Source organism: Cesiribacter sp. SM1 (genome assembly GCF_020178975.1).
Classification (GTDB): Bacteria; Bacteroidota; Bacteroidia; order Cytophagales; family Cyclobacteriaceae; genus Cesiribacter.
Window position 1 is genome coordinate 293,199 of record NZ_JAHXBU010000093.1, and the last position, 25,021, is coordinate 318,219.

Consider the following 25,021-nt stretch of genomic DNA (forward strand, 5'->3'; position numbering starts at 1 on the left):
TACGTTGAGTGGCATATTTGCTTAAAAAATTGTTGATTCCCTGAACTTTTAGGCCTGTATTAATTGTACGGTCTACAAACCTGATACTACCAGAGTAAATAACTTAAAACAACAATAATTAAAGGAGGATACGCATGTACTGGACACTAGAATTGGCTTCCTACCTGGAAGATGCTCCCTGGCCAGCAACCAAAGATGAGTTGATCGATTTCTCTATCCGGTCCGGTGCCCCGCTGGAGGTAGTAGAAAACCTGCAGGAGCTGGAAGACGACGGACAACCATATGAGAGCATTGAAGAAATATGGCCCGACTATCCTACTAAAGAAGATTTTTTCTTCAACGAAGATGAATACTAACATGAAGCCCCGCCTAAAGCGGGGTTTAATTTTTTACAGGAACTGCTAAGGATCTTACAGGCTTGGTGCTTCAGTACTGCCCTTTTCTTGTTTCAGCAATGCTTCAGCAAACAACAGGTCTTCGGGCGTTGTAATTTTAATATTCCGGTAGGAGCCCTCTACCAGGAAAATAGCCTGCCCGGCCGCTTCGGCAACGCTGGCACAATCGGTAAAAAGAGTTTGCTCCGGGGCCTGGTAGGCTTTGTGTATGGCTGCAGCACGAAAGGTCTGCGGTGTTTGCATCAGCCTGTATGCCTCCCGCTTAAGGCTCTGGCTACTTCCATCGGCCTGCACTTGCCTAATGCTGTCTTTGAGCGGAACGGCTGCCACTGCTGATCCGTTTTCTGCAGCCACGCGATATGATTCCATGATAATACCCGGACCAATGAGGGGCCGTACACCATCGTGTATGGCCACGAGTGCTTCAGGTGGTACCTGCGCCAGTCCGTTACGAACAGACTGAAAGCGGCTGTTGCCTCCGGCTACCAGCTGGTGAGGCAGAGAAAAGCTATGTTTTTCGCAAAGTTCCTTCCAGAAGCCAAAATCGTTTTGAGGCAGCACCAGCACCAGCTGAAGGCTGGCAGAAGCTGCTTTAAAGGCCTCCAGGGTGTGCATCAATATAGGTTTGCCCAGCAGGGGTAGGTATTGCTTTGGCAGTTGCGACTGCATGCGGCTGCCACTGCCGCCGGCAACAATAATGGCATAGAGCTGGGTGGAGGGAGATTGGAGATTCATGGGGGGAAAATAAAAAAGCTTCGGCAAATTGCCGAAGCTCTGACAGGGTATCTTCAAAAAGGCTGGCTGACTTATATGATCAGCATGGCATCGCCATAGGTGAAGAATCGGTATTTTTCTTCGATGGCTACCTGGTAAGCCTTCATTACATTTTCAAAGCCACCAAAGGCACAGGCCATCATAAGCAGGGTGCTCTCTGGCATATGGAAGTTGGTGATCAGTGCATTACAGATTTTAAAATCGTAAGGAGGGAAAATGAATTTATCCGTCCAGCCTTCGGTTGGCTTCAGGCGGTTATTGGCCGATACGCTGCTCTCCAGTGCACGCATAGATGTAGTGCCAATGGCACATACCCTGCGTTTGTTGTCAAGAGCTTCGTTTACCTTTACGGCAGTTTTTTCGGGCACCTTAAAGTTTTCGGAGTCCATTTTGTGCTTGGTAAGGTCTTCCACATCTACTGGGCGGAAGGTGCCAAGGCCAACGTGCAGGGTAATGGGGTTTACAGAAACACCCTTCAGGTCCAGGCGCTTCAGCAGGTGTGGCGTAAAGTGCAGGCCTGCAGTAGGGGCCGAAACAGCGCCGGTATGCTCTGCATAAATGGTCTGAAAGCGATCGCGGTCTTCAGGCTCCACATCGCGGGTAATTTCACGCGGAAGCGGGGTTTCTCCCAGGGAGTCGATCATTTTATAAAACTCTTCGTGAGAGCCATCGAACAGGAAGCGGATGGTACGGCCACGAGAGGTGGTATTGTCAATAACTTCGGCTACCAGTTCGCCGTCGCCAAAGTAAAGTTTGTTGCCTACACGTATCTTGCGGGCAGGATCTACAAGTACATCCCAAAGGTGCATTTCGCGGTTTAGCTCGCGTAGCAAAAACACTTCAATTTTGGCGCCTGTTTTTTCTTTGTTGCCATATAAGCGGGCAGGAAACACCTTGGTGTTGTTGCTCACCATTACGTCGCCATCATTAAAGTACTCAACTACATCTTTAAAAATGCGGTGTTCGATTTGGCCGGTGTTGCGGTGCAAAACCAGCAGACGCGATTCATCACGGTTTTCGGCCGGATATAACGCTAATAGACCTGCGGGCAAATCGAATTTGAATTCTGATAATTTCATCGGTATTTTTAAAAGCCTGTTGTGCGCTTTTGTTTAAGCTTGCAAAGCTACAAGTTTCAATTACGAATCTCTATGTAAATAGCAAGTTTTCTGCAAAATTGTTTTTAAACACTTAGCCTTAAAGAGTGAAAACCATCCGATTAATTTTTGAAAGCTTTCGCTTTGCGCTCTCAGCGCTAAGGAGCAACCTGTTGCGGACCATACTTTCGCTCCTGGGCGTAACAGTAGGCATTTTTACCGTTATTCTTGTTTTTTCAGTGGTAGATTCACTGGAGGCAGGTGTTAGGCAAAGCCTTTCGTTTGTAGGCGACAAGGTGGTATATGTGCAAAAATGGCCCTGGAGCTTTTCGCCAGATTATCCCTGGTGGAAATACATAAACCGCCCTCAGCCTGTTTATGAAGAATATGAATTTTTACAGGACAAGCTGCAGAATGCCCGGGCGGTAAGTATACAGGCCGGCCGCAGAACCATTGCCAAGTGGGGGAGTAACAGTTCCGATATCTACTTCAATGGCATCTCTTACGATCATAAGGATGTAGCTGACATACCCGTAAATACTGGCCGGTATTTTACGCAAATTGAGGAGCAAACCGGGCAAAGCGTGGCGGTAATTGGGTTTAAGGTGGCCGATGAGCTTTTCGCTACCAAAGACCCTATCGGCAAAGAGATCTCCGTGAAGGGCAGGCGCTTTAGGGTTATAGGGGTTATGAAAGAGGTGGGTGAAAACCTGCTGGATGCACCCAGCAACGATCAGAATGTTTTTATTCCTTATAAAGCGTTTCAGAAGGTGTTTTACTCTGGTAAATATGAGGGTGTGGGTTCCAGCATTGCCATTAAAGGCACCGAACAGGAGGGGCCGCAGCTGGAAACCCTGGAGGCAGAGGTGCGGGGCCTGATGCGGCAAAGGCGTGGCCTAAGACCCAGGGAAGAAGATAATTTTGCACTCAACAAGCCACAGATGCTGGCCGATTTTGTATCGAGCATTTTTGCAGCTATTTCCATAGTAGGTGCCATTATAGGCAGCTTTGCTATCCTGATTGGGGGCTTTGGCATTGCCAATATTATGTTTGTATCGGTGCGGGAGCGTACTAACCAGATTGGTGTACAAAAATCTCTTGGTGCGAAAAATTACTTTATTCTGCTGCAGTTCCTGTTCGAAGCCATTTTCTTAAGCCTGTTGGGTGGTATTGCAGGTCTTGTACTGGTGTTCGTAATTATTAGCCTGGCGCCGCTGGTTTTTGAAATGGGAACCTTTAACCTTATTCTAACAACGGGTAACGTGATTGTTGGCTTACTGGTGGCAGCTATTGTGGGTGTTATTTCAGGCTTGTGGCCTGCCTGGTCGGCTGCCCGTATGGATCCTGTTACAGCAATTCGTACTACTTAGTTTTGGTTTGTTTTGGATAGAAGAGCTCCCCTGCCGAATGAAGGGGAGCTTTTTTCATGTGTAAAGCGTATTGTTCCGGCTATAGATTCTGCAGGAGAGCTACTGAAACCAATGCTTGCCCAGAGATTGATGTTTGTTTATTCTGTTTCCCCAGTCAATTCTCTGTATATTGACTTTAAATCATGAGGTGTTTATGCAGCCTAAACTTCTGTTAATTTTGCTGTTGCTGGGAGGCTTTTTTTACCACAACCTACATGCTCAGCAGCTCCGTGCACCTGGCAGGCAGGATCGGCTACTACAACAAAAGCTGGAGACCTTAGTCAGTGGCTTTAGGGGCGATGTTGGCATCTATGTGCACCACCTTGCTAAAGGTAATACTGCGGCTATCAAAGCTGATACGCTTTTTCCCACAGCCAGCATGATTAAGATTCCCATTGCCATAGGCCTCTTCAAAAAGATAGAGGCCGGAGAGCTAGACCTGAATCAGCCGCTGCTATACAGGGATTCGCTTCTATATGAGGGAGAAGATTTGCTGGGCTCCTTCAAAGATAGTGCAGCCGTAAAGCTTAGCAAGGTGGCGATGCTTATGTTTACTACCAGCGATAACACAGCAAGCCTGTGGGCACAACAACTGGCAGGTACCGGCACTGCTATCAATAACTGGCTGCAGGAAAATGGCTACGTACACACCCGGGTAAATTCCAGAACACCGGGCAGAAAAGCAAACTGGAGCAAAATGGGGTGGGGGCAAACCACGCCCCGGGAAATGGCAGGTCTGCTGGTGCAGATCAGGCAGGGTAAAGTAATAAGCCCCGCCGCCAGTGATCGTTTGTACCGCAATCTCTGTAATATTTTTTGGGATGATGTGGCCCTTAGCCAGCTGCCACCCACCATACAGGCAGCTTCCAAGCAGGGTTCCGTAAACCAAACCCGCGCCGAAGTGGTGCTGGTAAATGCGCCATCCGGTGACTACGTTTTCTGCATCATCACCAAAAACCAGCAGGACGAAAGTTATGAAACAAGCAATGAAGGCTGGGAGTTGATCCGAAAGCTTTCTGCACTCTTATGGAACCACTTTGAGCCAGGATCTGACTGGCAGGCACCACCTGAGGCATTAAAGTGGAGGCATCATTAAAATGCTGCAGTTAATTTAATTCAGCGCCTGTTTTAAAGGCTGTGTCTGACGAACACCCTTCGGCCTGAAAAGGGCCTTTGCCCAGGGGCAAAATTCATCATAGTTCAGATGCAAAAGTATTCATCAGGCACAGTCTGATCGGTAGCATATCCATACAAAAAAGTATGGCCTGATTCAGGGGAGTACAATGTTTTTTGCCTGGCATCATGCTTAGGGCCAGCGTAAAACTCGAATAATCTGTACGAAAAGATCACATTATCTTTCCGCTAATTACAGGAGTAAAACATGCTTTCTTCTGATAATTGAATGCTTTACCATGATTAATTCTCATTAGCCCGGAAACATTATTCAATGTTAAATTTTGCTTTAATGTTTCTGTTGTTATGGTTCTGTTTCAGCTGTTTATGGGCAGGAAATGTATTGAAGCAAGGTGTATCTATTTATAGGTTTTGCTGATATAATACTACTGTTTATGTGCTTATTTATACTTTTATTCTCTTTTTTGTCAAATATTATTTTTTTATTGGATGTAATGGTGTAACCATTTATCAACTTTTCATAACAACACATAAGCATAGTTTTGTGCATCAACTTTAACCTGTTGTTATGATTAAAAAGTTTACTTTAGCTGTGTTACTACTGGTGTGTGGTACAGGTGCTACGTTTGCCCAAAACGTAAAGGATGAGTGGGTGAAGGTACCATATCTGAAGCTACCCCGCCATCCGTTTGCCGGAGAGGTTAGAACCTACGCAAGCCGCATTCTTATCCCCGACGGACTTGCAGCAGATCAGGACCGTAATTCTATTACCTCCTCTTTAGAAGATGCTGCCACACTGCCTGGTTATGAGAAAACAGGCGAGGAGAACGGTATTGTTACAGAAGTATCGCTGGGTTGGTACAACATACCTAACTATCCCGAGCTTAAAACAACAAAGCGTAGCGAAAAGCGTGGCGACAAAAGTGTGGAAGTAGAATACTACTCATACACTATTCAGTTCCGTTACCCTATGCGTCTTCGCGTACTGCAGGGAGAGCAGGTTGTTGAGGATGTATTTGTGCGTAACTCCAACGACTTTGCCTATGCAGAAACCAAAGAGTTTCCTAACAAGGCTGCCCTTTACGAATACTGGAAAAATAGTGGCAGTAGCTTCAAATCTGAAGTGCGTAACCGTGAGCTCACTGCAAATACCAGCGCTATCAAAACTTACCTGGCCGATCAGTATGGCTATGTAAAAACAGAGATGCGCGAGGAGATTAAGTTTGTAAAGGAGAAAAAAGGCGCTACAGATTATGCCAAATTAACCAGTGCATTTGAAATAGTAAACACGGCCACTCCTAAAAAAGTCGAAGGAGATATTTACCCTTCTGCAGATTACATCGCTACCATGGATGGGGCTGTAAAGCTTTGGAAAGAGGAATTGGCAGAATCAGATCCTGATAATCGCAAGGCTCGCATCGACAAAAAAGTTACTGAAGCTATTCTGAAAAACCTGGCAATCTCCTGCTACCTCACTTACAGGTTCAGCGATGCCGAGGAGTTCCTCACCCGCCTGGAAGAAATGAAAGAAGGTGGATGGGCACGTGCAATGCGCGATAAAATGGAAGATGTGCAGTACCGCCTTGCGCAGTACGAAAAATTCTATGCACGCAGTAACTAATCAACAGTCTTGAAAAAAATATTATAACCCTTACCAATAATACAATGATCATGAAAAAAGGTTTACTAGCAGGAATGATGTTAGGTCTGGCGGTGATGAGTGCCTGCTCTGGAACAGAGGAAGAGCCACTGCCAGCAAATGTAATGAGCAGCAACGCAGGTGTTACTGTAGAGCTTGAGTGGACAACTGGTGGCACCAGCAGCGATGCTACAAGATATGCAGACCTGGAGCTTTACCTGATGAAGGGTACTTCAGAGATTGATGTTTCTGCGGCATTTAGCAGCTTCGAATCTGTTTCACTTAGTGATGCTTATGCTGATGCAGAGTACCTGGTGCAGGTAGAAGCCTACAGGGTTGAGAAAAACACATCTTACACGCTGTATGTAAAAGGCGACAACGAAGGTGAGATCAAGTCATACACTGGTGTATTCAACTCTGGTGACTCTGATATAAAAGTAGACTTCCTGAAAATCAAAAAAGCAGGTTCTACCTATACAATTGCTGAACTGTAATCAGTAAGGCAGTTAGCTGATAAAACAAAAGAGCCCCGCCAGCAGGCAGGGCTCTTTTCTATTTTTTTAAAAGCTGGTGTTTACATTATTGGCCAGCTCATAATCTATCGCTATAAACTACTCTGCAGCAGGGATAGGCTCTTCCAGGTGTTCGCCTTTGATTTTGGCGCGGATTTTACCTTCCAGCTCTTCCATCAGCTCGGGATTATCCTTGATGAGTTGTTTTACACCATCGCGGCCCTGGCCAAGCTTCTGATCATTGTAAGAGAACCAGCTGCCTGATTTCTTAATTACCTCCAGTTCTACGCCAAGGTCCAGGATCTCACCGGCTTTGGAAATACCTTCGCCGTACATAATATCGAACTCTACCTGCTTAAATGGAGGAGCTACCTTGTTCTTCACTACCTTCACACGGGTGCGGTTACCTACAATATTGTCGGCACCTTCCTTGATCTGGCCTATGCGGCGGATGTCCAGGCGCACAGATGCATAAAACTTAAGGGCGTTACCACCGGTAGTGGTTTCGGGGTTGCCAAACATCACACCAATCTTCTCGCGCAACTGGTTGATGAAAATACAGGTACAGTGTGTTTTATTGATCGCGCCGGTAAGCTTACGCAGGGCCTGGCTCATGAGGCGGGCCTGCAGACCCATTTTGCTATCGCCCATATCACCTTCCAGCTCTGCTTTTGGCACCAGTGCAGCTACAGAGTCAATCACGATGATGTCGAGCGCGCCGGAACGGATCAGGTGTTCGGCAATTTCAAGTGCCTGCTCACCATTATCGGGCTGCGAAATCAACAGGTTTTGTGTATCTATACCTAATTTTTCTGCGTACACACGGTCAAATGCGTGCTCGGCATCAATGAAAGCCGCCATGCCGCCACGCTTTTGTGCTTCGGCAATGCAGTGCAGGGTAAGGGTTGTTTTACCGCTTGATTCAGGACCATAGATCTCAATTACCCGGCCACGCGGAATACCACCAATGCCCAGGGCAAGGTCGAGGCCAAGCGAACCGGTGCTGATGGCAGGAGTATCTACCACTACCTCGTCGCTGAGCTTCATGATAGTACCTTTGCCATAGGTTTTGTCCAGCTTGTCAATGGTAAGCTGAAGTGCTTTTAATTTTTCCTGATTATCACTCATGTTATGCACTAAAATTTTTAGCTTTGTTGTTGCAGCAGACCTATCGCCTGCACTTTATCAGAAGGAATTTGAGGCCTTAAAAGTTCGCTCTAAATGCTAAAACAACCTCTTTTTTGCTAATGAATTTTGCTAATATTTTTCGCAAAGATAGAAGTCTTTTCGAGACCTCCAAGCCCTTACCTCAATCTATAAATTTTTTTCCGGATGTGCAGGTTTGCAGCCTTCTTTTTAAGCTCTTGATCTTCATTAGCATAATAACGGCACTGCCTGTAAATGCCCAGTTACCCAACCAGGCTTTTTATTTGCCCAACCCCGCGGTGCAGGAGGCCGACAGTGGTAAGCTTACCCTCCACACCTATGCCATGGCTTTTAGCCGAAACAACGAATACTTTGGCCGCTTTGCCGATGGCTACACGCTGTTTGGTTACGAGGTTATGCCCTGGCTAAGTTATCAGCCAGATAAACGGGTGCGCTTATCGGCTGGCTTGTTTGCCCGCGACGATTTTGGTAACCGCTACTACAGTACCATACAGCCCGTATTCAGGCTGCAGGTTAAGTTCGATAGCCTGCAGTTTATATTTGGTACACTGCAGGGCAGCTTAAACCACCGGCTGGTGGAGCCCATGTACGATTTTGAACTGGTAATGCTCGATCGCCTGGAGGAAGGTATGCAACTGCTGTGGGAGCGCCAAAGGTTCTGGCTGGATGTGTGGATAGACTGGGAGCGCACCATTTATACCGGCAGCCCGTTCCAGGAGGTGGTTTCGGGTGGTTTTTCTGCCAGGGCAGACCTGGTAGAAAATGAAAAGATAAAGCTGGTGCTGCCCCTGCAAATGCTGGCCTTTCACCAGGGCGGGCAGATCGATACCGACCCAAACCCGCTGATTACCCGCGTGAATGGGGCTCTGGGCCTGGAGCTGCACAAGCAGGTTGACCGTAAATTTCTGCACAGCTATAGCCTGCAGCCTTATGTACTGGGCTATTCCGATGCCTCTAATGAACTCCTGGTGCCTTTTGAAAAGGGCTGGGGGCTATACCTGAACGCAGCCGCCTACACCAAACTAGGAGGTTTTATGCTTAGTTACTGGAAGGGCAATGGGTACATTCCCATCAAAGGAGGGCCTCTTTTCAGCTCTTATTCTTTTACTTACGACAATCCAGGTGCTACCAGTCGGGAACGGCAAATCCTGATGCTAAGACTGTTAAACGATATACCTATTGGCAGGCATCTTACACTAAGCCTGCGTGCAGAACCGTTTTATGATCTGACGGAAAAAAGCTTTGAATTCTCGCACGGTACCTACCTGAATTACCGCGGCAGTTTTGAGCTCTGGAGCAAACACAATAAGAAAAACAGATAAGGACACATGCTAAAGAAAATTGGTCTGGCGCTGCTATTGGTACTGGTTGTGCTCGCCATATGGCAGCGGGAGCTTATCGGTTATGGTATTATGCAGGGCAGGGGGCAGTTTGAAGTACTCTGGAATGCCCGGCCGCTCGATGAAATAATGCAGGACCCCGCAGTGCCCGACAGCCTTAAGCAAAGGCTTGTGCTGGTGGGCGATGTAAGGGAGTGGGGCGTTGATAGCATTGGGCTGGTAGAAACAGATAACTACACCACGCTCTATGATCAGAAGGGAGAGGATATTCTCTGGGTGGTTACTGCCTGTCGCCCCTATGCGCTGGAAAATAAAGAATGGAGCTTTCCCATAGTAGGTACTGTATCGTACAAAGGTTTTTTCGATTACCAGAAAGCAGAGGCCGAGCAAGCAGCACTCAAGGCAGAGGGCTGGGATACCAACATACGCAGCGTTGGTGCCTGGAGTACCCTGGGCTGGTTCAGTGATCCTATTCTTAGCAACCTGCTGTTTAGGCTGGAGGGCGATCTGGTAAACACCATACTGCACGAGCTTACCCATGCCACTGTGTTTGTTAAAGATTCCCTTACCTTCAATGAAAACCTTGCCTCATTTGTAGGACACGAAGGGGCGCGCAGGTACATGGCCGCTACCTGGGGGCCAGAGTCGGAGCAGTTGCAAAAATACCAGGAGCGCTATGAAGACCGACAGATATTCAGTGAACATGTGCTCAGGGGGTTAGGGCGGCTCGACAGCCTCTACAACAGCTTTACACCACAAACCCCTATCAGGCAAAAAGAAGCCCTGAAACAACAGCTGATTCAGGAAATTATTGCAGAAACCGCTAGCCTGCCGCTGAACAGGGCGGCAGATTGGCAGGCTTTCTTTGCTGCGCAGGAACCGAACAATGCTTATTTTATGTCGTATGAAAGATATAGTAGCGGGCAGGTGGAATTAGAGCAACAGCTGCAGCAACAGTTCAATGGAGATCTAAGTCAATTCGTGGAATATTATAAAGCCCGCTACGGACGTTAATGTTCTGTACCCTTTTGGTACGGATGTTGTACTGCAACCAGATATGAAAAAGATACTGCCCATTTTACTGCTTCCCTTTTTTTTGATAAGTGCCAGGTCTAACGATGGCTACCGGCTCCTGCCGAGCAATGCCTTTGGTACCGGAGAAAAGCTCACCTACAGGGTGCACTATGGGTTTGTAACGGCAGGAGAGGCAGAGCTGCGGATCGATAAAAGGGTGCACAGCATCAACGACCGCCCCTGTTATAAAATAGATGTAAAGGGCCGCACAACAGGCCTGGCAGATAAGCTGTATGGTGTAAAAAACGTCTGGGGCAGCTATATGGATACGGCTGCAGTGGTGCCCCACCAGTTTTACCGCTACATCCGCGAGGGTAACTATCGTAAAAATGAAGTTGTAAATTTTAAGCAGCTAAACCGCAAGGCAGTGGTTTCCACACTCTCTAAAAATGGCAGAGAGGTTGAAAGCAGCGAGGTGTTTGAGGTGCCGGTTTACGTGCAGGACCTGGTGAGTGGCTACTATTATATGCGAACGCTTGATTTTAGCAAAATCAAGCAGGGCGATGTGATCCGGGTAGACGCTTTTTTTGATAAGGAAGTATACGATTTTAAGGTTCGGTTTATTGGCCGCGAAAAAGTAAAAACAGACCTCGGTAAGCTGGATGCCCTGGTGGTTTCTCCGCTGTTACCCGAAAACAGCCTGTTTAAGGGAGAAAATGCCGTTAAAATGTGGCTCTCTGACGATGAGCATAAAATACCCCTGAAGATTAAGGCAGATATGTTTATAGGTGCCATAGAGGTAGATATCCGTGATTTTGACAAAGGAAAAAGAAAGTAAGGTTAAGTGAGTGTTAAGCCTGGTTTAAATAGACTTAACATAGATTTACTTTTTTGGGTACTAGTTGAAAAGCGTTTACTTTTGAGTGTTTTAAGCATATAGTAACAAACCCCTATGAAACAGCAATACAAGGTACTGCTTGTAGATGATGAGCCGGATATTCTGGAGTTGCTGCAGTACAACCTGGAAAAAGAAGGATACCTGGTGCGTACTGCACTGAATGGCAGAAAAGGGGTAGAGGAGGCAAGGGCTTTTCAGCCCGATGTGGTACTGCTCGATATCATGATGCCCGAGCAGGATGGCGTAGAAACCTGCCGCCAGATGCGCGATATGTCCGAACTGCAGAACTCCTATATCATTTTTTTAACAGCCCGTGCCGAAGAATACTCAGAAATTGCCGCTTTTGATGTTGGTGCCGATGACTACATCATAAAACCCATCAAGCCCCGGGCGCTCATGAGCCGGCTTACAGCGCTCTTCAGGCGGGAAACCAAAAAGAAAAAGAACAGCAATAAAATTAATGTGGGCGAGCTGGTGATAGACCGCACCAGCTACACTGTAAACATCGGCGAGCAGCAGGTTACACTGCCCCGCAAGGAGTTTGAGCTCCTGTTCTTCCTGGCCCAGAACCCTAATAAAGTGTTCAGCAGAGACGATTTATTGCATAACATATGGGGCTCAGATGTATATGTGCTGGCCCGTACGGTAGATGTGCACATCCGTAAAGTGCGCGAAAAAATAGGTGAGGGCTACATTACCACTATTAAAGGCGTTGGTTATAAATTTGAGCTGAATTAGTTTCTGTGCCGCCAGCTGCCGCATATCTGTATATTTTAAAAAAAACATATCCGGCACGGCCGCCCATACTTAACCTTCTCCTATGCAGCAAACTGCCCGAGCTGTAGCAATTTTGTTGGCCCTGTCTGTGGCAGGTATAACGGCCGCTTTTCTTTCTTTGGTAGAGGGTACTTCTGCCTGGGCAATTGTGGTGGCTTTTGCTGTTTCTTTTGCCGCCACTTATCTGTTATCCTTTATCACCCTGGAGTTTTTTATTTTCCGGGAGATTAACCGCATTCAGGAGGTTTTACAAAAGCTCAAAAAGAAAAACTTTTCATTTCTGAAAGAAGAAAATGCTGCAAGCTCACGAAACCCCCTGCGCCTCATTAACCAGGAGATTTTCAATTATGCAGAGCTGAAACAGCGCGAAATAGATGAGCTGAAGCGGATGGCAGACTTTCGGCGGGAGTTTCTGGCCGATGTATCGCACGAGCTCAAAACCCCTATATTTGCTGCCCAGGGATATATTTACACCCTGCTCGATGGGGCTGTAAAGGATAAAACCGTTCGCGATAAATTCCTGAAGAAAGCAGCTAAAAGCCTGGATGGCCTCGATGTGCTGGTGCAGGACCTGCTTATGCTCTCGCAGCTGGAGAACAAGCAGATAAAAATGCTTTACTCCTATTTTAACCTTTCGGAGCTAATCCGCGAAGTGTTTGACCAGATGGAGGGAAAGGCCGAATCAAAAGTGATTACCCTGCGCCTGGCACCTGGTTTTCCCGATCAGGTGTGGGTGTGGGCCGATAAGCAGCGCATTCAGCAGGTAATCACCAATCTTACCTCCAATGCCATCAAGTATTCAAAAGAAGATCCGGAAGAAGAGGGTTGGGTAGAAGCAGATCTGCAGGAAGATGGTGACCGCATCAAGGTGCTGATCAAAGACAACGGCAGGGGGATCTCTGCAGAACACCTTAACCGCATTTTTGAACGTTTTTATCGTGTTGACAGGAGCCGTGCCAAGGTTAGCGGCGGCTCAGGCCTGGGGCTGGCTATTGTAAAGCATATTCTGGAGGCCCACAAAACTGTTATCGATGTGCAAAGTGAGGTAGGCAAAGGATCAGTTTTCAGTTTCAGGCTTAAAAAACGAAAAGAGAAAAAGGCTAAGAAAAAGCAAGTCGAGGTTTAAAGCCATTGCTGCGCTGTTCAGGTTAATAGTCACAACTTCTCTCCCGCTGCGAGTTACGGTGCCGGCATGCAAACGTAATTCAGGAAATATCTCCGGCCTGCTCTGCTCTAAAACGCTTTACAAAATTTTACGTATCTAAGGAGCTGTCTTGTGTATCAAAAAGGCAGCTTTCTTATTATGGATACCGCACGCATACTGGCCTTCATAGGGTTTATGGGCCTGATCATTTTTATATATTACCGCTGGGCTACCCGAAAAAAAAGGCTGGCGGAAAAGGTGCTGCAGCAAGGCTTCCCCAAAGACTGGCGGCACCTGCTGGCTACAAATGTGGCTTTTTACAACGGACTGACTAAAAAGCAGAAAAGAGGCTTTGAGCGCAGGCTGTCTGTTTTTCTGGCGCAGGTTAATATAGTTGGAATAGAAACTGAGGTAGATGACCTAAGCCGCCTGCTTATAGGTTCTTCTGCCGTGATGCTTACCTGGGGGTATAAAGACTGGGAATACCCGAATCTGGGAGAGGTATACCTGACCGATGGAGCCGTGGCCGTGCACTCGCCCGAACCAGGCCGACAAAACATTACGGCAGGGCAAGTTAAACCGCAGGGAAACCAGCACATGGTAGTGCTCAGCAAGCAGGCCCTGCAGCAGGGGTTTGCCAACCCAAAAGATAGCCGTAATGTTGGCCTGCATGAGTTTGCCCACCTGCTGGATGAGCAGGATGGCAGTACCGATGGGCTTCCGGATCATTACCTCAGCGGCGGCCTGGCTGAAGCCTGGCAGGAGGTAATGCAGGAAAAAACCGAGCAGATCAAAAATGGTAAAGCAGGAATAAATCCCTATGGAGCTACCAATGGGGCAGAGTTTTTTGCGGTAATGACAGAATACTTTTTTGAGCGTCCGCGCAAGCTGCTACAGCAACACCCCAGGCTGTACCGCCTGCTGGCTCACACCTTCAGGCAGCATCCGGCTAAGAAGGAACCTGAAGAGCTTACCACTGCCGAGGAGCCCGGCAGAAACGATCCGTGCCCCTGTGGGAGTGGTAAAAAGTATAAAAAGTGTTGTTTGGAAGAAGCTACAGCCTGAATTTAGAAACCCTGTTGTATTTTTGGGGTTATATATTATACAACTGCAGAAGCATCTAAGCATCTGTAGTAGAATCAAATTTTTAAGGAATGAAGAACCCGTTATTAATTATTTTAGCGCTGTGGCTTTCTGCAGCATCTCCTCTGTTTGGTCAGTATACAGATGTTTCTACCAATGCTAAGAGATCTTTAGGTAAAGTTTATAACACCACCTGGGCCGATGGTGTGATTTCTGCGGCTGGTATAGGCCTTAGTTACTGGGGCCTTACTGTTATGAATGATAAACCCCCCCTTTCACAAGAGTACCTGGCCTATGTAGCCGCCAACCCGGAAGCAGCCAAAGCACATATTTCTAACTTTGACCGCTGGTCTGCAGGTAATTATAACGATAAGGTTTCAAATTTTACGGATATACCTTTCTATACCTCTTTTGCATTACCACTTCTATTTCTGGCAGATAAAAAAACGCGGAGTGATGCCGGACAAATTGGCCTTCTTTACCTGGAAACCATGGCTATAACCGGTACCTTCTACACCCATTCCGCTGCCTGGATATACCGCAACCGGCCACTGGTGTACAATGCAAATCCTGAAAATGACGATCGCACCGATATCAAGGCAACAAATTCATTTTTTGCCGGACATACCGCAGCAACTGCCAGTGCAACCTTCTTTGCAGCAAAAGTATTCAACGATTATTTTCCCAACAGCAGAGCCAAGCCTTTTGTATGGGCTGGTGCTGCCCTGATACCTGCAGTGGTAGGGTACGGACGTTTAGAAGCAGGCAAGCACTTTTTAAGCGATAACCTTGTAGGCTATGCCCTTGGTGCTTCCATAGGTATTCTGGTGCCGCACCTGCACAAGGTTAGCAAAAACAATAATTTCAGCCTGCAGCCCATTACCGGCCCCTACGATGGCTTCGCCCTCCGCTACCAGTTTTAATTAGGTATCGGGTATGGGGACTATGGACAATAGACGATAGACAATAGAACGGGAGGCGGTGAGCACATTTTACTGCCAGGAATAAAAGTAAAGAGGCTGTATCAAAACTAGTAATGTATACTAGTTTTGATACAGCCTCTTTGAGCATTCTCCTTTCTCACTACCTGATTCACCACAGTGAATCCATCATCTATAATCTATTGTCCATAGTCCCCATACCTCACAGCTTATGCCCGATACCCCAAGCTTCATAAATGGGTAAGCTCAGCCAGCTGGTCCAGCAGCCAGCCGGTAATGCTGTAGCGGTGGCGGATGGCAGGAAGTACCTCATGCTCCAGTAAGTCGCTGCGAAAGCAGATAAGCCGGCCTGCAACGGGTAGTACATCTTTAATGCGTTCTCCGCCCCCCTTTTCGGGCAGGTAAAGTCTTAGTTCTCCGCCATGTTCGGGCAGCCAGTCGTCGTTGAGGTAACAAATTACAGAAAGGCGGCGGTGGTCGTTCAGGCGAAGCTGGTCCAGGTGGCGCTGGTAAAACTTGCCGGGAGGATACACAGTGTAATGTAGCTCTGAGTCTTTCAGGCTTAAGTAAAGGGTGCGGTTTATGTACCCCATCATTTGCTGTAGCTTGGCAAGGTAAGCCTGCGTAACGGGTGCTACCTGCTCTGGTTCTATCCAGCGGATCAGGTCGCCCCTGATGCTGCGGTCTATCTGGTAATCATGGCCGGTACCTATGCCGGCTTTTTTCAGGCGGCCGTTTTCTTCATGCCGGTCAATAATGGCCCTTACTTCGGCGCATTCTTCCTCAGACATGATATTATCCATGATGGCATATCCCTTTTCAGCCAGGCTGTCAACCAGGCTGTCGAAAGCATGTTCCAGCTCAGTGGGGTCTTGTGTGTAAGTGCTATTGTCCATATATGCGGACGCGTGCAAATTTATGCGAAACAAAGCTACGCTGATGCAGGCGCTCCTGATGCTGTACTACGCAGAATATTTTTTTATGGTTCCGCAAAGTTCTATTGAGTAGTATTGGCTGCTGCTTAGCTTGTTGTTGTTGTTATTGTTTGATTGCTGCTTGTTCATGGCTATGCGCTAACATTATCTTTTCTGACTCCGGATCATAGTCTTAATTTGAATAAATAGAACAAAAAGAAGGTGGCTTGTTTGTATTAAAAAGCAGAAGCTCCGAATTTTGGCCTTTCTATGAAAAAACCATCGCTCAAAGAGCTCATCATTTTTGAAAACGAGCACTACCTGCTGCTCAACAAGCCTTCGCATGTGGCTACGCTTAACGACCGTAACGACCCCAACAACCTGCTGGACTGGGTGCGTGAGCTGGTGGCGGATGCGCAGGCCTGCCACCGCCTGGATAAGGAAACCAGCGGTTGCCTTGCCTTTGCCAAGAACCCGGAAGCATACCGGAACCTGGCCATACAGTTTGAGAAGCGGAAGGTGCAAAAGGTGTATCATGCCATAGCCGATGGTCTGCATGAATTTAAAGAAGAGCGGGTGCTGCTGCCCATACTGCAGCTGAATAATGGTTTGGTAACCATAAACAGGCAGGAGGGAAAACCGGCCGAAACTATTTTCACAACCCTGGAGGCCTACAGGTCACATACCCTTATTGAGTGCAGGCCTGTTACCGGGCGCATGCACCAGATCCGGATACACCTGAAGTCGCTGAATGCCCCCATCAGTGGCGATGATGCTTATGGCGGAAAGCCGCTGATGCTTAGTGATATCAAGCGGAATTTCAATTTAAAGAAAGATACCGAAGAGCGGCCGCTGATTAGCCGGGTGGCGCTGCATGCCTATGCTTTATCCTTTGCAGATGTGGACGGCAGCCCAATATCAGTAGAGGCACCCTACTTTAAAGATTTTTCTGTAGCAATAAAGCAACTATCTAAGCACCGATAAGTGTTAGCTCCTTAGGTGATTCCCAAATATTTGCCTACATTTGCAAATTCGTAAGGGATTCTCTATCTTTGTGTCCCTTTTTGTAGGGTTGTTGTATTATTCTAATCATTCGTCTAATCGTGGATACGCTTAGTTACAAAACTGCTTCGTTGAACAAGGCAACTGTCCAGAAGGATTGGGTCGTAGTAGATGCTACCGACATGGTTCTGGGCCGTTTTGCCAGTCAGGTTGCCAAAATTGTTCGCGGCAAGAACAAACCTGGCTACACACCGCACGTAGATTGCGGCGACAATGTTATCGTTATCAATGCCGACAAAGTAAGGCTTACCGGCCGTAAAATGACCGAGAAGGTGTATGTACGCCATACTGGTTATCCTGGTGGTCAGCGCTTTGCCACTCCTCGTCAGCTGATGGAGAAAAATCAGGCATTGGTTGTTGAAAAAGCTGTAAGAGGCATGCTGCCTAAGAACCGTCTGGGTCGCGAGCTTTTCCGCAACCTGTATGTATATGGTGGTGCAGAGCATCCGCATGAAGCTCAACAGCCAAAAGAAATTAAAATTCAAGACCTGATATGATCAATACTATCGGTAGACGCAAAACGTCTGTAGCTCGCCTGTACATGGAAGATGGCAGCGGCAAGATTACCGTAAATGATCGGGAGCTACCTGTTTATTTCCCGACTGAGGTTCTTCAGACCATCGTGAAGCAGCCACTCTCTAAATTAGAGGTTGTTGCTAATTATGACATTAATATCAACGTAGACGGTGGTGGCATTAAAGGACAGGCCGAAGCAATTCGCATGGCCATTGCCCGCGCACTGGTTGAAGTTGATGCTGAAAACCGCCCTGAACTGAAAAAAGAAGGCTTCCTTACCCGTGACCCACGTATGGTTGAGCGTAAGAAGTACGGCCGCAGAAAAGCGCGCAGAAGATTCCAGTTCAGCAAGCGCTAATATTTATTCTTTCTTTGTAATCATTTATAATGGCTGAAATAACCTATAAAGACTTACTGGATGCTGGTGTTCACTTTGGACACTTAACGAGAAAGTGGAACCCTAAAATGGCGCCGTACATCTTCATGGAGAAGAACGGTATCCACATCATCGACCTAAATAAAACCTTAGCAGCTCTCGACGAAGCATCCAACGCTGTTAAAGGGATCGTAAGATCAGGTAAAAAAGTAATGTTTGTTGCCACCAAGAAGCAGGCGCAAGACATCGTAAAGCAAGAGGCTGAACGCCTTAAAATGCCTTTCGTGACTGAGCGTTGGTTAGGTGGTATGCTTACTAACTTCGCTACAATCCGCAAGTCTCTCAAGAAAATGTCTAACCTGGACAAAATGATGAAAGACGAGCAGACTGTGAAAAACATTGCAAAGCGTGAGCGCCTGATGATTGGCCGTGAGCGTGAGAAACTTGAGCGTGTACTGGGTGGTATTGCCGACCAGAGCCGCCTGCCTTCTGCTTTGTTTATCGTAGACATTAAGCGTGAGCATATCGCTGTTAAAGAGGCCCAGAAGCTGAACATCCCGGTGTTTGCGCTGGTGGATACAAACTCTGACCCTACCGAGATAGAATATCCAATTCCTGCAAACGACGATGCATTCAAATCTATCAGCTTACTTGTAAAAGCGTTCGGCCAGGCCATCGAAGAAGGTCTTCAGGAGCGTAAGAAAGACAAGGAAGAAACCAAGCTGAAAGAAGACGAAGCTGAAAAGCGTGCCGTAGACGAAGGCGAGGAATCAACAACCGAAGCGTAACAATCCTACATACAATCTGTTACAAAATTGAACACTGATTCCGGTTGGTGTTCAATTTTTGTTTCATCCAACACCAATTAGTTTATAATAGATACCAGAAGCCGCCCGGATACATTCTGCTACTTAGTATAATTTTAGTTGAGGGCGGTTTATTCTATATTTGCAACGCATTTTTCAACCCAAAAATATTTTATTGTAATGGCTATTACCGCACAAGACGTGAACAAGCTCCGTCAGATGACCGGCGCCGGTATGATGGACTGTAAAAAAGCACTTACCGAAGCCAACGGAGATTTTGAACAAGCTATTGACATTCTGCGCAAAAAAGGCCAGAAAGTATCGGCCAGCCGTGCAGACCGCGAAACCTCAGAAGGAGCTGTTTTTGTGCAAACCAATGCAGATGCTACCGAAGGTGTTCTGGTGGCGCTAGGTTGCGAAACCGACTTCGTGGGCAAAAACCAGGATTTTCAGCAGTTGGGCCAGGAAATTCTGGAAACAGCCGTGAAAAGCAAACCTGCCAGCACCGAAGAGCTGAAAAGCGCAAAAACCAGCGATGGCCGTTCAGTAGAAGAAAAGATCACTGAACTGGTAGGTAAAATCGGTGAGAAGATCGATATACTGGCTTATGAGCGCTTAAGTGGTGAGAAAGTTGTTCCTTACATCCACTCCAACAACAAGCTGGGTGTAATGGTAGCACTTACTAACGCTGGTGGCGACTACGAAGATGCCGGTAAAAGCGTGGCCATGCAGATTGCAGCCATGAACCCTGTTGCCGTAGACCGCAACGGTGTAGATGCTTCTACCATTGAGCGTGAGCTTGAAATTGCCCGCGACCAGGTACGTGCCGAAGGCAAGCCAGAAAACATGATCGATAAAATTGCTACCGGTAAGCTCAATAAGTTCTACAAAGACAACACTTTGCTGGAGCAGCAATTTGTAAAAGACAATAGCGTAACGGTAGAAAAATACCTTGATTCTGTGAATAAAGGCATGACTGTTACTAAATTTAAGCGTGTGCAGATAGGCTAAACTATAGCACATTAATGCAAACAAAAGCCCGGTTTATGCCGGGCTTTTGTTTTATGGTTGTTGTGCATAACAGACGGCATATTAAACAATTTGCCCTTTTCTTGCTTTATATATGCATTATCAACCAAAACAGATGATCTATGATACGTTGGATTGTAATTTTTCTAGTGATTGCGCTTATTGCCGCAATTTTTGGCTTTGGTGGTATTGCCGCCGGTGCCGCAGAAATTGCAAAAATTATTTTTTACATTTTTCTGGTGCTGCTGGTTATTGGTATCATCATGCACTTTGTAAGAGGACGCTGATGAGTGTAACTCTTTAAGAAAGCAAAGCCCGGCTGTGTATACTGCCGGGCTTTGCTTTTGTACAATGTTGCATGTTTAACACCAATGGATAGATTAGTTCTATAAACACTGCTATGCCATACGGCCTCTCAATCACTATTGAATATTGGGGAATGGCAGTCTGTAGGAAATGGTAAACTTCTTGCCATTAATTTCAACGGCATAATCTTCCTTTAACCTGTTCATCAGGTCCAGCAGCTCAGGGTAATGCCTGCTATCGAGGTAAAGGCTGTACAGCTTTTCTGATCGCCAGATTGTATCAGGCGATTTGAGGGTGGGCCATGCAGCAGGCCATTTAATAGTTTGCTCCGGTGTTTTCAGGTAATCGGTAACCAGAACTTCAATTTTTTGGGGCAGCCATTCCCGGGCATGGCTTTCGGAGTAAGCAATCAGGTTGTCGTACACCTTCAGGAAAGCAACAGGGGCTTTTTTTCTGGCTCTTTCATCATTTCTCAGATCGCCATAAACCTGCTTTACCAGCAGGGTATCGAAGTTTAGCACCATTCTATTTACCGGCTGATCATTTGCCGGGGCTGTAGCGGGCTTCTCGGGCAGCCTCATCAGGTCTTGTGTAATAAGAAGGCTGCCAATAAGCTCCTGCAGCTGCTCCTGTGCCAGCTGGGTGTGGTAGTAGCGTTCTCCGCTATTTCCGCTCTGTTTGTAAATAATCTGCCCGCCCTCGTAGAGTGCAAAGGAGGGAACATCTGCACCGGGTACCTTCAGCCCGGGATTGGTCTCGGTAAGTACGAGCAGAGGCTGGCCATACGCTGTGTTTGCCTGTTTAAACTCTTGTGCACTGGCTGTGAATATAAGGCAGACAGTAAGTAGTACTAAGCTCAATATTTCTTTCATCAGAGAATTAACGTATAAACCTGTTTTTGTTACAGTTAAAAGCCATAATAGGTAGTATACGCGTAAAACACTGCTGAAGATGGTTGCACTGCCTTGCCAGATCAGGCCAGCGCTTTAGCTGCAACTGCTTTTTCTTCCATGCTGTAAACAGGTAAGAAAAACCAGGCCAGGTAGGGGTGCCAGTTAAGATCTTTAGAATTATGCACTACTAACTCCCAATATGCGGCTTTGCCCGATGCTATGGCATTGGTGGGCGAATTTTCAGGGAGGCATACAGAAAAACGCAGCCTGCCTTCACTGGGGGTAACTACCTGGCGGTAATCGTGCACAGCAAGAAACATAAGCTTGTTACTGCGGTTTTTGCCCTTGCCGCTACTCACCCACACCTCCTCAATATAGCGCACAGAAATATTCAGTGGCTGTTGCCTGTTCAGTAGTTTTTGGTTGATGAGCTCAAGAGAAAAGGGCACTCCTGGCTCCAGTGGACACTGTTCCCACTTTAGGGTGGTGCTGCCGTGCCGGAAATGGTAATACCAGGCAGTCCGGAGTGAGTAAACCATTAGGCCGATAATCAATACAAAGGCAGCCACAACCACTTTTACCCACAATTCAGTAGTGTCTGCATCTCTAAAGTAAACCAGGTACAGAAAAGGCGCCAGAAAAATAGTGAAGAAGAGCACCTTTATATGCTCGGTTAAAAGCTTTTTTTTGCTGTTGTATACTGCCCCTCTGCTTTGCCAGGGGTAATCCAGCTGCCAGTACGGGCGCCCTTTTGCCTGGGAATAGCGCAAGTGCAGCCTTTTAAATAAAGCCCTGAAGCCATAAAACCCCTGGTGCAGCCCCATGAGTAAAAATACACTGCTGAACCAGTAGAGCATAAGGGTGTCGAATGTGCTCTCCTGCCTGGGGATCTGTATGTAAATGAGAGAAACCATGCCCAGGGTAAAGAGCGAGAGAATGATTGACAGAATGCCCCAGCCACCTCCAAATGTTTGGGTAATGGCGCTGTCCCGGTGAACGTAAGATTCGTTTTTCATCAGGGGCAAGCTATTTAACTGGCTGCTGTTTTTCCCGTTTGATGGTACTTATATGCTACACAGGTATTGTTTAGTCTGTTTCCAGCAGAAAAGCGGGTTTAGAAGTTTGCTCCAGGTGTTAGGGCGCAATGCTGGGGCAAAGCGGAGGCTTCTTTCAGGAATAACCTCCGCACTGGCTCTTGCTCTGCTCTATGGCTGATCTTAACGATGTGTGATGGGTTTAACGAAAAAAAACCTCCGTTGCCGGAGGTTTTCGTTGTTAGCTGTTCATGATATCTTCTATTTCATCAGCCTCTATGGGAATATTCCGCATCAGGTCGAAATTCTCATTTTCCCTGATGACAATGTTGTTCTCCAGCCGAATGCCAATGCCTTCGGCAGGAATGTAGATGCCGGGTTCTACCGTGAAGACCATGCCGGGCTCGAATTTGCGGTATATGCGTCCGTAGTCATGCACATCGAGGCCAAGGTGATGGCTGGTGCCGTGCATAAAGTATTTTTTATAAGCTGGCTTTTCGGGGTTTTGCTTTTGCACATCTTCCCGGCTGATGAGCCCCAGCTTAATAAGTTGCTCTGTCATAAGCTCGCCCACCTGCTTGTGGTACTCTGGTATGCTGTTGCCTGGGCGCAGCAGCTTAACGGCTTCTTTATGTACGTGCAGTACCGACTGGTACACCTCGCGCTGGCGGCTGGTAAAGCGGCCGTTTACAGGTATGGTGCGGGTCATGTCGGCATTGTAATTTGCATAGCTGGCGCCTACATCCATCAGGAGCAGGTCACCATCTTTGCACTCCTGGTTGTTTTCGATATAGTGCAGCACATTGGCATTGGCGCCACTGGCAATAATAGGCGTATAGCCAAAGCCGCCACTGCGGTTGCGCAAAAACTCGTGAATGTACTCGGCCTCTACTTCATACTCCATTACCCTGGGCTTTACAAACTGCAGCACCCGCCTGAAGCCTTTTTCTGTAATATCGCAGGCTGTTTGCAGCAGTTGTATTTCGCTTTCTTCCTTTATGGCGCGTAAGTGGTGCATGATAGGAGCAGAGCGCTCGTACCTGTGGAGCGGGTAATGCTCCATACACCACCTGGTAAAGCGCATTTCGCGGGTTTGCACCACGGAACTATTGCGTAGGTGTTCATTTGAGTTCAGGTACACCTGATCTGCTTCTGCCATCAGGCTGTTGAATACCTGCTCAAATTCACTTAGCCAGTATACAGATTTGATGCCTGATGTCTGCAGTGCCTCCTCTTTGGTATATTTATGTCCTTCCCAAATGGCAATCAGCTCACTGGTTTCTCTTAAAAATAATATTTCACGGTATTTCTCCTCGGGGTGGTCGGGGAATACCACTAATACACTTTCTTCCTGATCTATACCGGAGAGGTAAAAAATATCAGTTGCCTGCCGGAAAGGCATGGTACCATCGGCACTGGTAGGCATAATATCATTGGAGTTAAAAATTGCCATGCTTTTAGGCTTAAGCTGCTTAACCAGCTTCTGGCGGTTGCGGATGAACAACTCCTTGTCTATAGGTAAATATCGCATAGGTTTTTTGCTGTTTGGTACAGAGCTGGGTAAAGGTAAAAAATGCGCCTGTGGAGGCCAAAATAACTACTGCAGAAATTATGGCGAGATGGCCGGGCAGCAAGCCCGGAAGAAACCCCACACAACAGCTTACGTTTAATGGAGAGCAGCTAATATGAGATTAGTTGTTTAAGTCTATTTTTTAATCAGTTGATTATTAATTTTTTAAAAGAGTACAGCTATGAATAATATTAGGTCAGCCGCTCATTCGGCAAGGAACCGCATGCCTAAATGGATTGATACCTTTGCCCGTATAGGCATTGCCTCAAAAGGTACAGTATACATTTTAATTGGTGTATTGGCAGCCATGGCCGCATTTGGTCAGGGAGGCGATTCAAGCGCAGATCAGGAAAGTGTATTTTCCTGGATTTTGCAGCAACCCTTCGGACAGATTCTGCTTGGGCTCGTGATTATTGGCCTGCTTTGCTATTTTGCATGGCGCATGATTATGGCCTTTAAAGACCCTGATGGGAACGGCACCGATACAAAAGGCATCATTAAACGGACAGGCTTTTTCTTTAGTGGCCTTACCTACCTGTTTTTTGCCTTTATGGCAGCCCGTATGCTTATTCCGGAACTGGGTAGCGGTTCAGGCGGCGGTGGCGGCAGCGGTCAGGAAACACTGATTGCAAAAGTGCTGCAGCAGTCTTATGGCCAGATCCTGGTAGGAATCCTGGCGGGTATCGTTATCCTGAAAGGATTTTACGAGCTATACAGGGCCGTTAAGCATAAGTTTGAAGGCCAGGTGAATGAGCGCTCCATGAATCATAAGGAACATGAGGTTTACTCACGTGCAGGCCGCGTAGGCTATGTTGCCCGTAGCATTGTGTTTGTAATTTTAGGTTACTTTCTAGTAAGAGCTGCGGTAGAGTCAGATGCAAGCGAGACTGGTGGCACAGGCGATGCACTTAGCTTTTTATCCAACAGCGGCGGGCCTTATTTATTAGCGGCTGTTGCCCTGGGCCTGGCTGCCTACGGTATCTTTATGTTCATTATGTCTAAATACCGTCACATTCCGAATGTACGGGTATAAAATATAATTCTTATGTGCATGTACATGTACATGAGAAAGGCCACCTGCTAAGGGTGGCCTTTTCTGTTCCTATTCTGGCTTATTGACAGGATGTATGCCCGCTTTTTTCTGCTGCTAAGCCGCTGCGGTAATTCGCTGGCGGCACATGGCCGTTCACA

General features: G+C 47.0%; 26 protein-coding genes. 19 read left to right on the forward strand and 7 right to left on the reverse strand.

Annotated elements, in window-relative coordinates:
* Positions 1-134: 134 nt before the first annotated feature.
* A complete protein-coding gene (locus KWJ01_RS23105) occupies positions 135-356 on the forward strand; it encodes a DUF2795 domain-containing protein (RefSeq protein ID WP_009196519.1) in 222 nt (73 codons plus the stop codon).
* A gap of 54 nt (positions 357-410) precedes the next feature.
* Here KWJ01_RS23105 and KWJ01_RS23110 read toward each other — a convergent pair whose 3' ends face one another.
* The gene (locus KWJ01_RS23110; protein ID WP_224999497.1) at positions 411-1,130 is read right to left on the reverse strand and encodes a 2-C-methyl-D-erythritol 4-phosphate cytidylyltransferase; all 720 of its coding nucleotides are present in this window, start codon (positions 1,128-1,130) and stop codon (positions 411-413) included.
* A 71-nt stretch (positions 1,131-1,201) separates the two neighbouring features.
* The gene (gene queA, locus KWJ01_RS23115; protein ID WP_224999498.1) at positions 1,202-2,248 is read right to left on the reverse strand and encodes a tRNA preQ1(34) S-adenosylmethionine ribosyltransferase-isomerase QueA; all 1,047 of its coding nucleotides are present in this window, start codon (positions 2,246-2,248) and stop codon (positions 1,202-1,204) included.
* A 125-nt stretch (positions 2,249-2,373) separates the two neighbouring features.
* Between queA and KWJ01_RS23120 the strand changes: the two genes are divergently transcribed.
* The 4 genes from KWJ01_RS23120 (at position 2,374) to KWJ01_RS23135 (ending at position 6,942) form a co-directional block, all read left to right on the forward strand.
* Complete coding sequence (locus KWJ01_RS23120) at positions 2,374-3,636, forward strand: ABC transporter permease (RefSeq protein ID WP_224999499.1); 1,263 nt, start codon at positions 2,374-2,376, stop codon at positions 3,634-3,636.
* Between the two features lie 193 nt (positions 3,637-3,829).
* Complete coding sequence (locus KWJ01_RS23125) at positions 3,830-4,771, forward strand: serine hydrolase (protein WP_224999500.1); 942 nt, start codon at positions 3,830-3,832, stop codon at positions 4,769-4,771.
* Positions 4,772-5,377: 606 nt separating this feature from the next.
* Positions 5,378-6,430, forward strand: coding sequence for a hypothetical protein (locus tag KWJ01_RS23130; protein WP_224999501.1), 1,053 nt, complete (start codon positions 5,378-5,380; stop codon positions 6,428-6,430).
* Between the two features lie 50 nt (positions 6,431-6,480).
* Positions 6,481-6,942, forward strand: a complete 462-nt coding sequence (locus KWJ01_RS23135) for a hypothetical protein (protein WP_224999502.1) — start codon at positions 6,481-6,483, stop codon at positions 6,940-6,942.
* Positions 6,943-7,059: 117 nt separating this feature from the next.
* Here KWJ01_RS23135 and recA read toward each other — a convergent pair whose 3' ends face one another.
* Positions 7,060-8,088 (reverse strand): recombinase RecA, encoded by a 1,029-nt coding sequence (gene recA, locus KWJ01_RS23140; RefSeq protein ID WP_224999503.1) that lies wholly within the window; start codon positions 8,086-8,088, stop codon positions 7,060-7,062.
* Between the two features lie 236 nt (positions 8,089-8,324).
* Between recA and KWJ01_RS23145 the strand changes: the two genes are divergently transcribed.
* From KWJ01_RS23145 to KWJ01_RS23175, 7 genes are all read left to right on the forward strand, one after another.
* The gene (locus tag KWJ01_RS23145) at positions 8,325-9,449 is read left to right on the forward strand and encodes a hypothetical protein (RefSeq protein WP_224999504.1); all 1,125 of its coding nucleotides are present in this window, start codon (positions 8,325-8,327) and stop codon (positions 9,447-9,449) included.
* Positions 9,450-9,455: 6 nt separating this feature from the next.
* Positions 9,456-10,481, forward strand: coding sequence for an aminopeptidase (locus KWJ01_RS23150; RefSeq protein ID WP_224999505.1), 1,026 nt, complete (start codon positions 9,456-9,458; stop codon positions 10,479-10,481).
* A 43-nt stretch (positions 10,482-10,524) separates the two neighbouring features.
* Positions 10,525-11,319 (forward strand): DUF3108 domain-containing protein, encoded by a 795-nt coding sequence (locus tag KWJ01_RS23155; protein ID WP_224999506.1) that lies wholly within the window; start codon positions 10,525-10,527, stop codon positions 11,317-11,319.
* Between the two features lie 114 nt (positions 11,320-11,433).
* Positions 11,434-12,117 carry a response regulator transcription factor gene (locus KWJ01_RS23160; RefSeq protein WP_224999507.1) on the forward strand — a complete coding sequence of 228 codons (684 nt, stop codon included), beginning with the start codon at positions 11,434-11,436 and terminating at the stop codon, positions 12,115-12,117.
* Positions 12,118-12,199: 82 nt separating this feature from the next.
* Positions 12,200-13,282, forward strand: coding sequence for a cell wall metabolism sensor histidine kinase WalK (locus KWJ01_RS23165; RefSeq protein WP_224999508.1), 1,083 nt, complete (start codon positions 12,200-12,202; stop codon positions 13,280-13,282).
* Between the two features lie 177 nt (positions 13,283-13,459).
* Positions 13,460-14,365, forward strand: a complete 906-nt coding sequence (locus KWJ01_RS23170; RefSeq protein WP_224999509.1) for a zinc-dependent peptidase — start codon at positions 13,460-13,462, stop codon at positions 14,363-14,365.
* An 89-nt stretch (positions 14,366-14,454) separates the two neighbouring features.
* A complete protein-coding gene (locus KWJ01_RS23175; protein WP_224999510.1) occupies positions 14,455-15,306 on the forward strand; it encodes a phosphatase PAP2 family protein in 852 nt (283 codons plus the stop codon).
* A gap of 248 nt (positions 15,307-15,554) precedes the next feature.
* Here KWJ01_RS23175 and KWJ01_RS23180 read toward each other — a convergent pair whose 3' ends face one another.
* Positions 15,555-16,220 carry a 2OG-Fe(II) oxygenase gene (locus tag KWJ01_RS23180; protein ID WP_224999511.1) on the reverse strand — a complete coding sequence of 222 codons (666 nt, stop codon included), beginning with the start codon at positions 16,218-16,220 and terminating at the stop codon, positions 15,555-15,557.
* A gap of 288 nt (positions 16,221-16,508) precedes the next feature.
* Here KWJ01_RS23180 and KWJ01_RS23185 point away from each other — a divergent pair, with 288 nt between their 5' ends.
* The 6 genes from KWJ01_RS23185 to KWJ01_RS23210 all read left to right on the forward strand — a co-directional run bounded on the left by KWJ01_RS23185 (position 16,509) and on the right by KWJ01_RS23210 (position 20,314).
* Positions 16,509-17,222: an RluA family pseudouridine synthase gene (locus KWJ01_RS23185; RefSeq protein ID WP_224999512.1), complete on the forward strand. Its 714-nt coding sequence runs from the start codon at positions 16,509-16,511 to the stop codon at positions 17,220-17,222.
* A gap of 119 nt (positions 17,223-17,341) precedes the next feature.
* Positions 17,342-17,797: a 50S ribosomal protein L13 gene (gene rplM, locus KWJ01_RS23190; RefSeq protein WP_224999513.1), complete on the forward strand. Its 456-nt coding sequence runs from the start codon at positions 17,342-17,344 to the stop codon at positions 17,795-17,797.
* Positions 17,794-18,174 (forward strand): 30S ribosomal protein S9, encoded by a 381-nt coding sequence (gene rpsI / locus KWJ01_RS23195; protein WP_224999514.1) that lies wholly within the window; start codon positions 17,794-17,796, stop codon positions 18,172-18,174. Before rplM ends, rpsI begins: the two co-directional genes overlap by 4 nt.
* A gap of 29 nt (positions 18,175-18,203) precedes the next feature.
* Positions 18,204-18,980, forward strand: coding sequence for a 30S ribosomal protein S2 (gene rpsB / locus KWJ01_RS23200; RefSeq protein WP_224999515.1), 777 nt, complete (start codon positions 18,204-18,206; stop codon positions 18,978-18,980).
* 198 nt (positions 18,981-19,178) lie between these two features.
* A complete protein-coding gene (gene tsf / locus KWJ01_RS23205; RefSeq protein WP_224999516.1) occupies positions 19,179-20,009 on the forward strand; it encodes a translation elongation factor Ts in 831 nt (276 codons plus the stop codon).
* Positions 20,010-20,149: 140 nt separating this feature from the next.
* A complete protein-coding gene (locus KWJ01_RS23210) occupies positions 20,150-20,314 on the forward strand; it encodes a DUF1328 family protein (protein ID WP_081786944.1) in 165 nt (54 codons plus the stop codon).
* 135 nt (positions 20,315-20,449) lie between these two features.
* Here the strand turns inward: KWJ01_RS23210 and KWJ01_RS23215 are convergent, their stop codons facing one another.
* The 3 genes from KWJ01_RS23215 to KWJ01_RS23225 all read right to left on the reverse strand — a co-directional run bounded on the left by KWJ01_RS23215 (position 20,450) and on the right by KWJ01_RS23225 (position 23,791).
* Complete coding sequence (locus KWJ01_RS23215; RefSeq protein ID WP_224999517.1) at positions 20,450-21,205, reverse strand: hypothetical protein; 756 nt, start codon at positions 21,203-21,205, stop codon at positions 20,450-20,452.
* Between the two features lie 101 nt (positions 21,206-21,306).
* Entirely contained in the window at positions 21,307-22,242 is a 936-nt protein-coding gene (locus KWJ01_RS23220) for a hypothetical protein (protein WP_224999518.1), read from the reverse strand.
* A 259-nt stretch (positions 22,243-22,501) separates the two neighbouring features.
* Positions 22,502-23,791, reverse strand: a complete 1,290-nt coding sequence (locus KWJ01_RS23225) for an aminopeptidase P family protein (RefSeq protein ID WP_224999519.1) — start codon at positions 23,789-23,791, stop codon at positions 22,502-22,504.
* A 220-nt stretch (positions 23,792-24,011) separates the two neighbouring features.
* Between KWJ01_RS23225 and KWJ01_RS23230 the strand changes: the two genes are divergently transcribed.
* Positions 24,012-24,863 (forward strand): DUF1206 domain-containing protein, encoded by an 852-nt coding sequence (locus KWJ01_RS23230; protein WP_224999520.1) that lies wholly within the window; start codon positions 24,012-24,014, stop codon positions 24,861-24,863.
* Positions 24,864-25,021: the final 158 nt, after the last annotated feature.

Bases quoted from the DNA above. Each gene is read 5' to 3' on its own strand.
- KWJ01_RS23105 (WP_009196519.1), top strand. From the start codon at position 135: ATGTACTGGACACTAGAATTGGCTTCCTACCTGGAAGATGCTCCCTGG.
- KWJ01_RS23225 (WP_224999519.1), bottom strand. From the start codon at position 23,791: ATGCGATATTTACCTATAGACAAGGAGTTGTTCATCCGCAACCGCCAG.
- rpsB (WP_224999515.1), top strand. From the start codon at position 18,204: ATGGCTGAAATAACCTATAAAGACTTACTGGATGCTGGTGTTCACTTT.
- KWJ01_RS23210 (WP_081786944.1), top strand. From the start codon at position 20,150: ATGATACGTTGGATTGTAATTTTTCTAGTGATTGCGCTTATTGCCGCA.
- KWJ01_RS23150 (WP_224999505.1), top strand. From the start codon at position 9,456: ATGCTAAAGAAAATTGGTCTGGCGCTGCTATTGGTACTGGTTGTGCTC.
- KWJ01_RS23110 (WP_224999497.1), bottom strand. From the start codon at position 1,130: ATGAATCTCCAATCTCCCTCCACCCAGCTCTATGCCATTATTGTTGCC.
- KWJ01_RS23125 (WP_224999500.1), top strand. From the start codon at position 3,830: ATGCAGCCTAAACTTCTGTTAATTTTGCTGTTGCTGGGAGGCTTTTTT.
- KWJ01_RS23155 (WP_224999506.1), top strand. From the start codon at position 10,525: ATGAAAAAGATACTGCCCATTTTACTGCTTCCCTTTTTTTTGATAAGT.
- KWJ01_RS23180 (WP_224999511.1), bottom strand. From the start codon at position 16,220: ATGGACAATAGCACTTACACACAAGACCCCACTGAGCTGGAACATGCT.
- tsf (WP_224999516.1), top strand. From the start codon at position 19,179: ATGGCTATTACCGCACAAGACGTGAACAAGCTCCGTCAGATGACCGGC.
- KWJ01_RS23130 (WP_224999501.1), top strand. From the start codon at position 5,378: ATGATTAAAAAGTTTACTTTAGCTGTGTTACTACTGGTGTGTGGTACA.
- KWJ01_RS23230 (WP_224999520.1), top strand. From the start codon at position 24,012: ATGAATAATATTAGGTCAGCCGCTCATTCGGCAAGGAACCGCATGCCT.
- recA (WP_224999503.1), bottom strand. From the start codon at position 8,088: ATGAGTGATAATCAGGAAAAATTAAAAGCACTTCAGCTTACCATTGAC.
- KWJ01_RS23160 (WP_224999507.1), top strand. From the start codon at position 11,434: ATGAAACAGCAATACAAGGTACTGCTTGTAGATGATGAGCCGGATATT.
- KWJ01_RS23170 (WP_224999509.1), top strand. From the start codon at position 13,460: ATGGATACCGCACGCATACTGGCCTTCATAGGGTTTATGGGCCTGATC.
- queA (WP_224999498.1), bottom strand. From the start codon at position 2,248: ATGAAATTATCAGAATTCAAATTCGATTTGCCCGCAGGTCTATTAGCG.
- KWJ01_RS23220 (WP_224999518.1), bottom strand. From the start codon at position 22,242: ATGAAAAACGAATCTTACGTTCACCGGGACAGCGCCATTACCCAAACA.
- KWJ01_RS23185 (WP_224999512.1), top strand. From the start codon at position 16,509: ATGAAAAAACCATCGCTCAAAGAGCTCATCATTTTTGAAAACGAGCAC.
- KWJ01_RS23165 (WP_224999508.1), top strand. From the start codon at position 12,200: ATGCAGCAAACTGCCCGAGCTGTAGCAATTTTGTTGGCCCTGTCTGTG.
- KWJ01_RS23215 (WP_224999517.1), bottom strand. From the start codon at position 21,205: ATGAAAGAAATATTGAGCTTAGTACTACTTACTGTCTGCCTTATATTC.
- rpsI (WP_224999514.1), top strand. From the start codon at position 17,794: ATGATCAATACTATCGGTAGACGCAAAACGTCTGTAGCTCGCCTGTAC.
- KWJ01_RS23175 (WP_224999510.1), top strand. From the start codon at position 14,455: ATGAAGAACCCGTTATTAATTATTTTAGCGCTGTGGCTTTCTGCAGCA.
- KWJ01_RS23135 (WP_224999502.1), top strand. From the start codon at position 6,481: ATGAAAAAAGGTTTACTAGCAGGAATGATGTTAGGTCTGGCGGTGATG.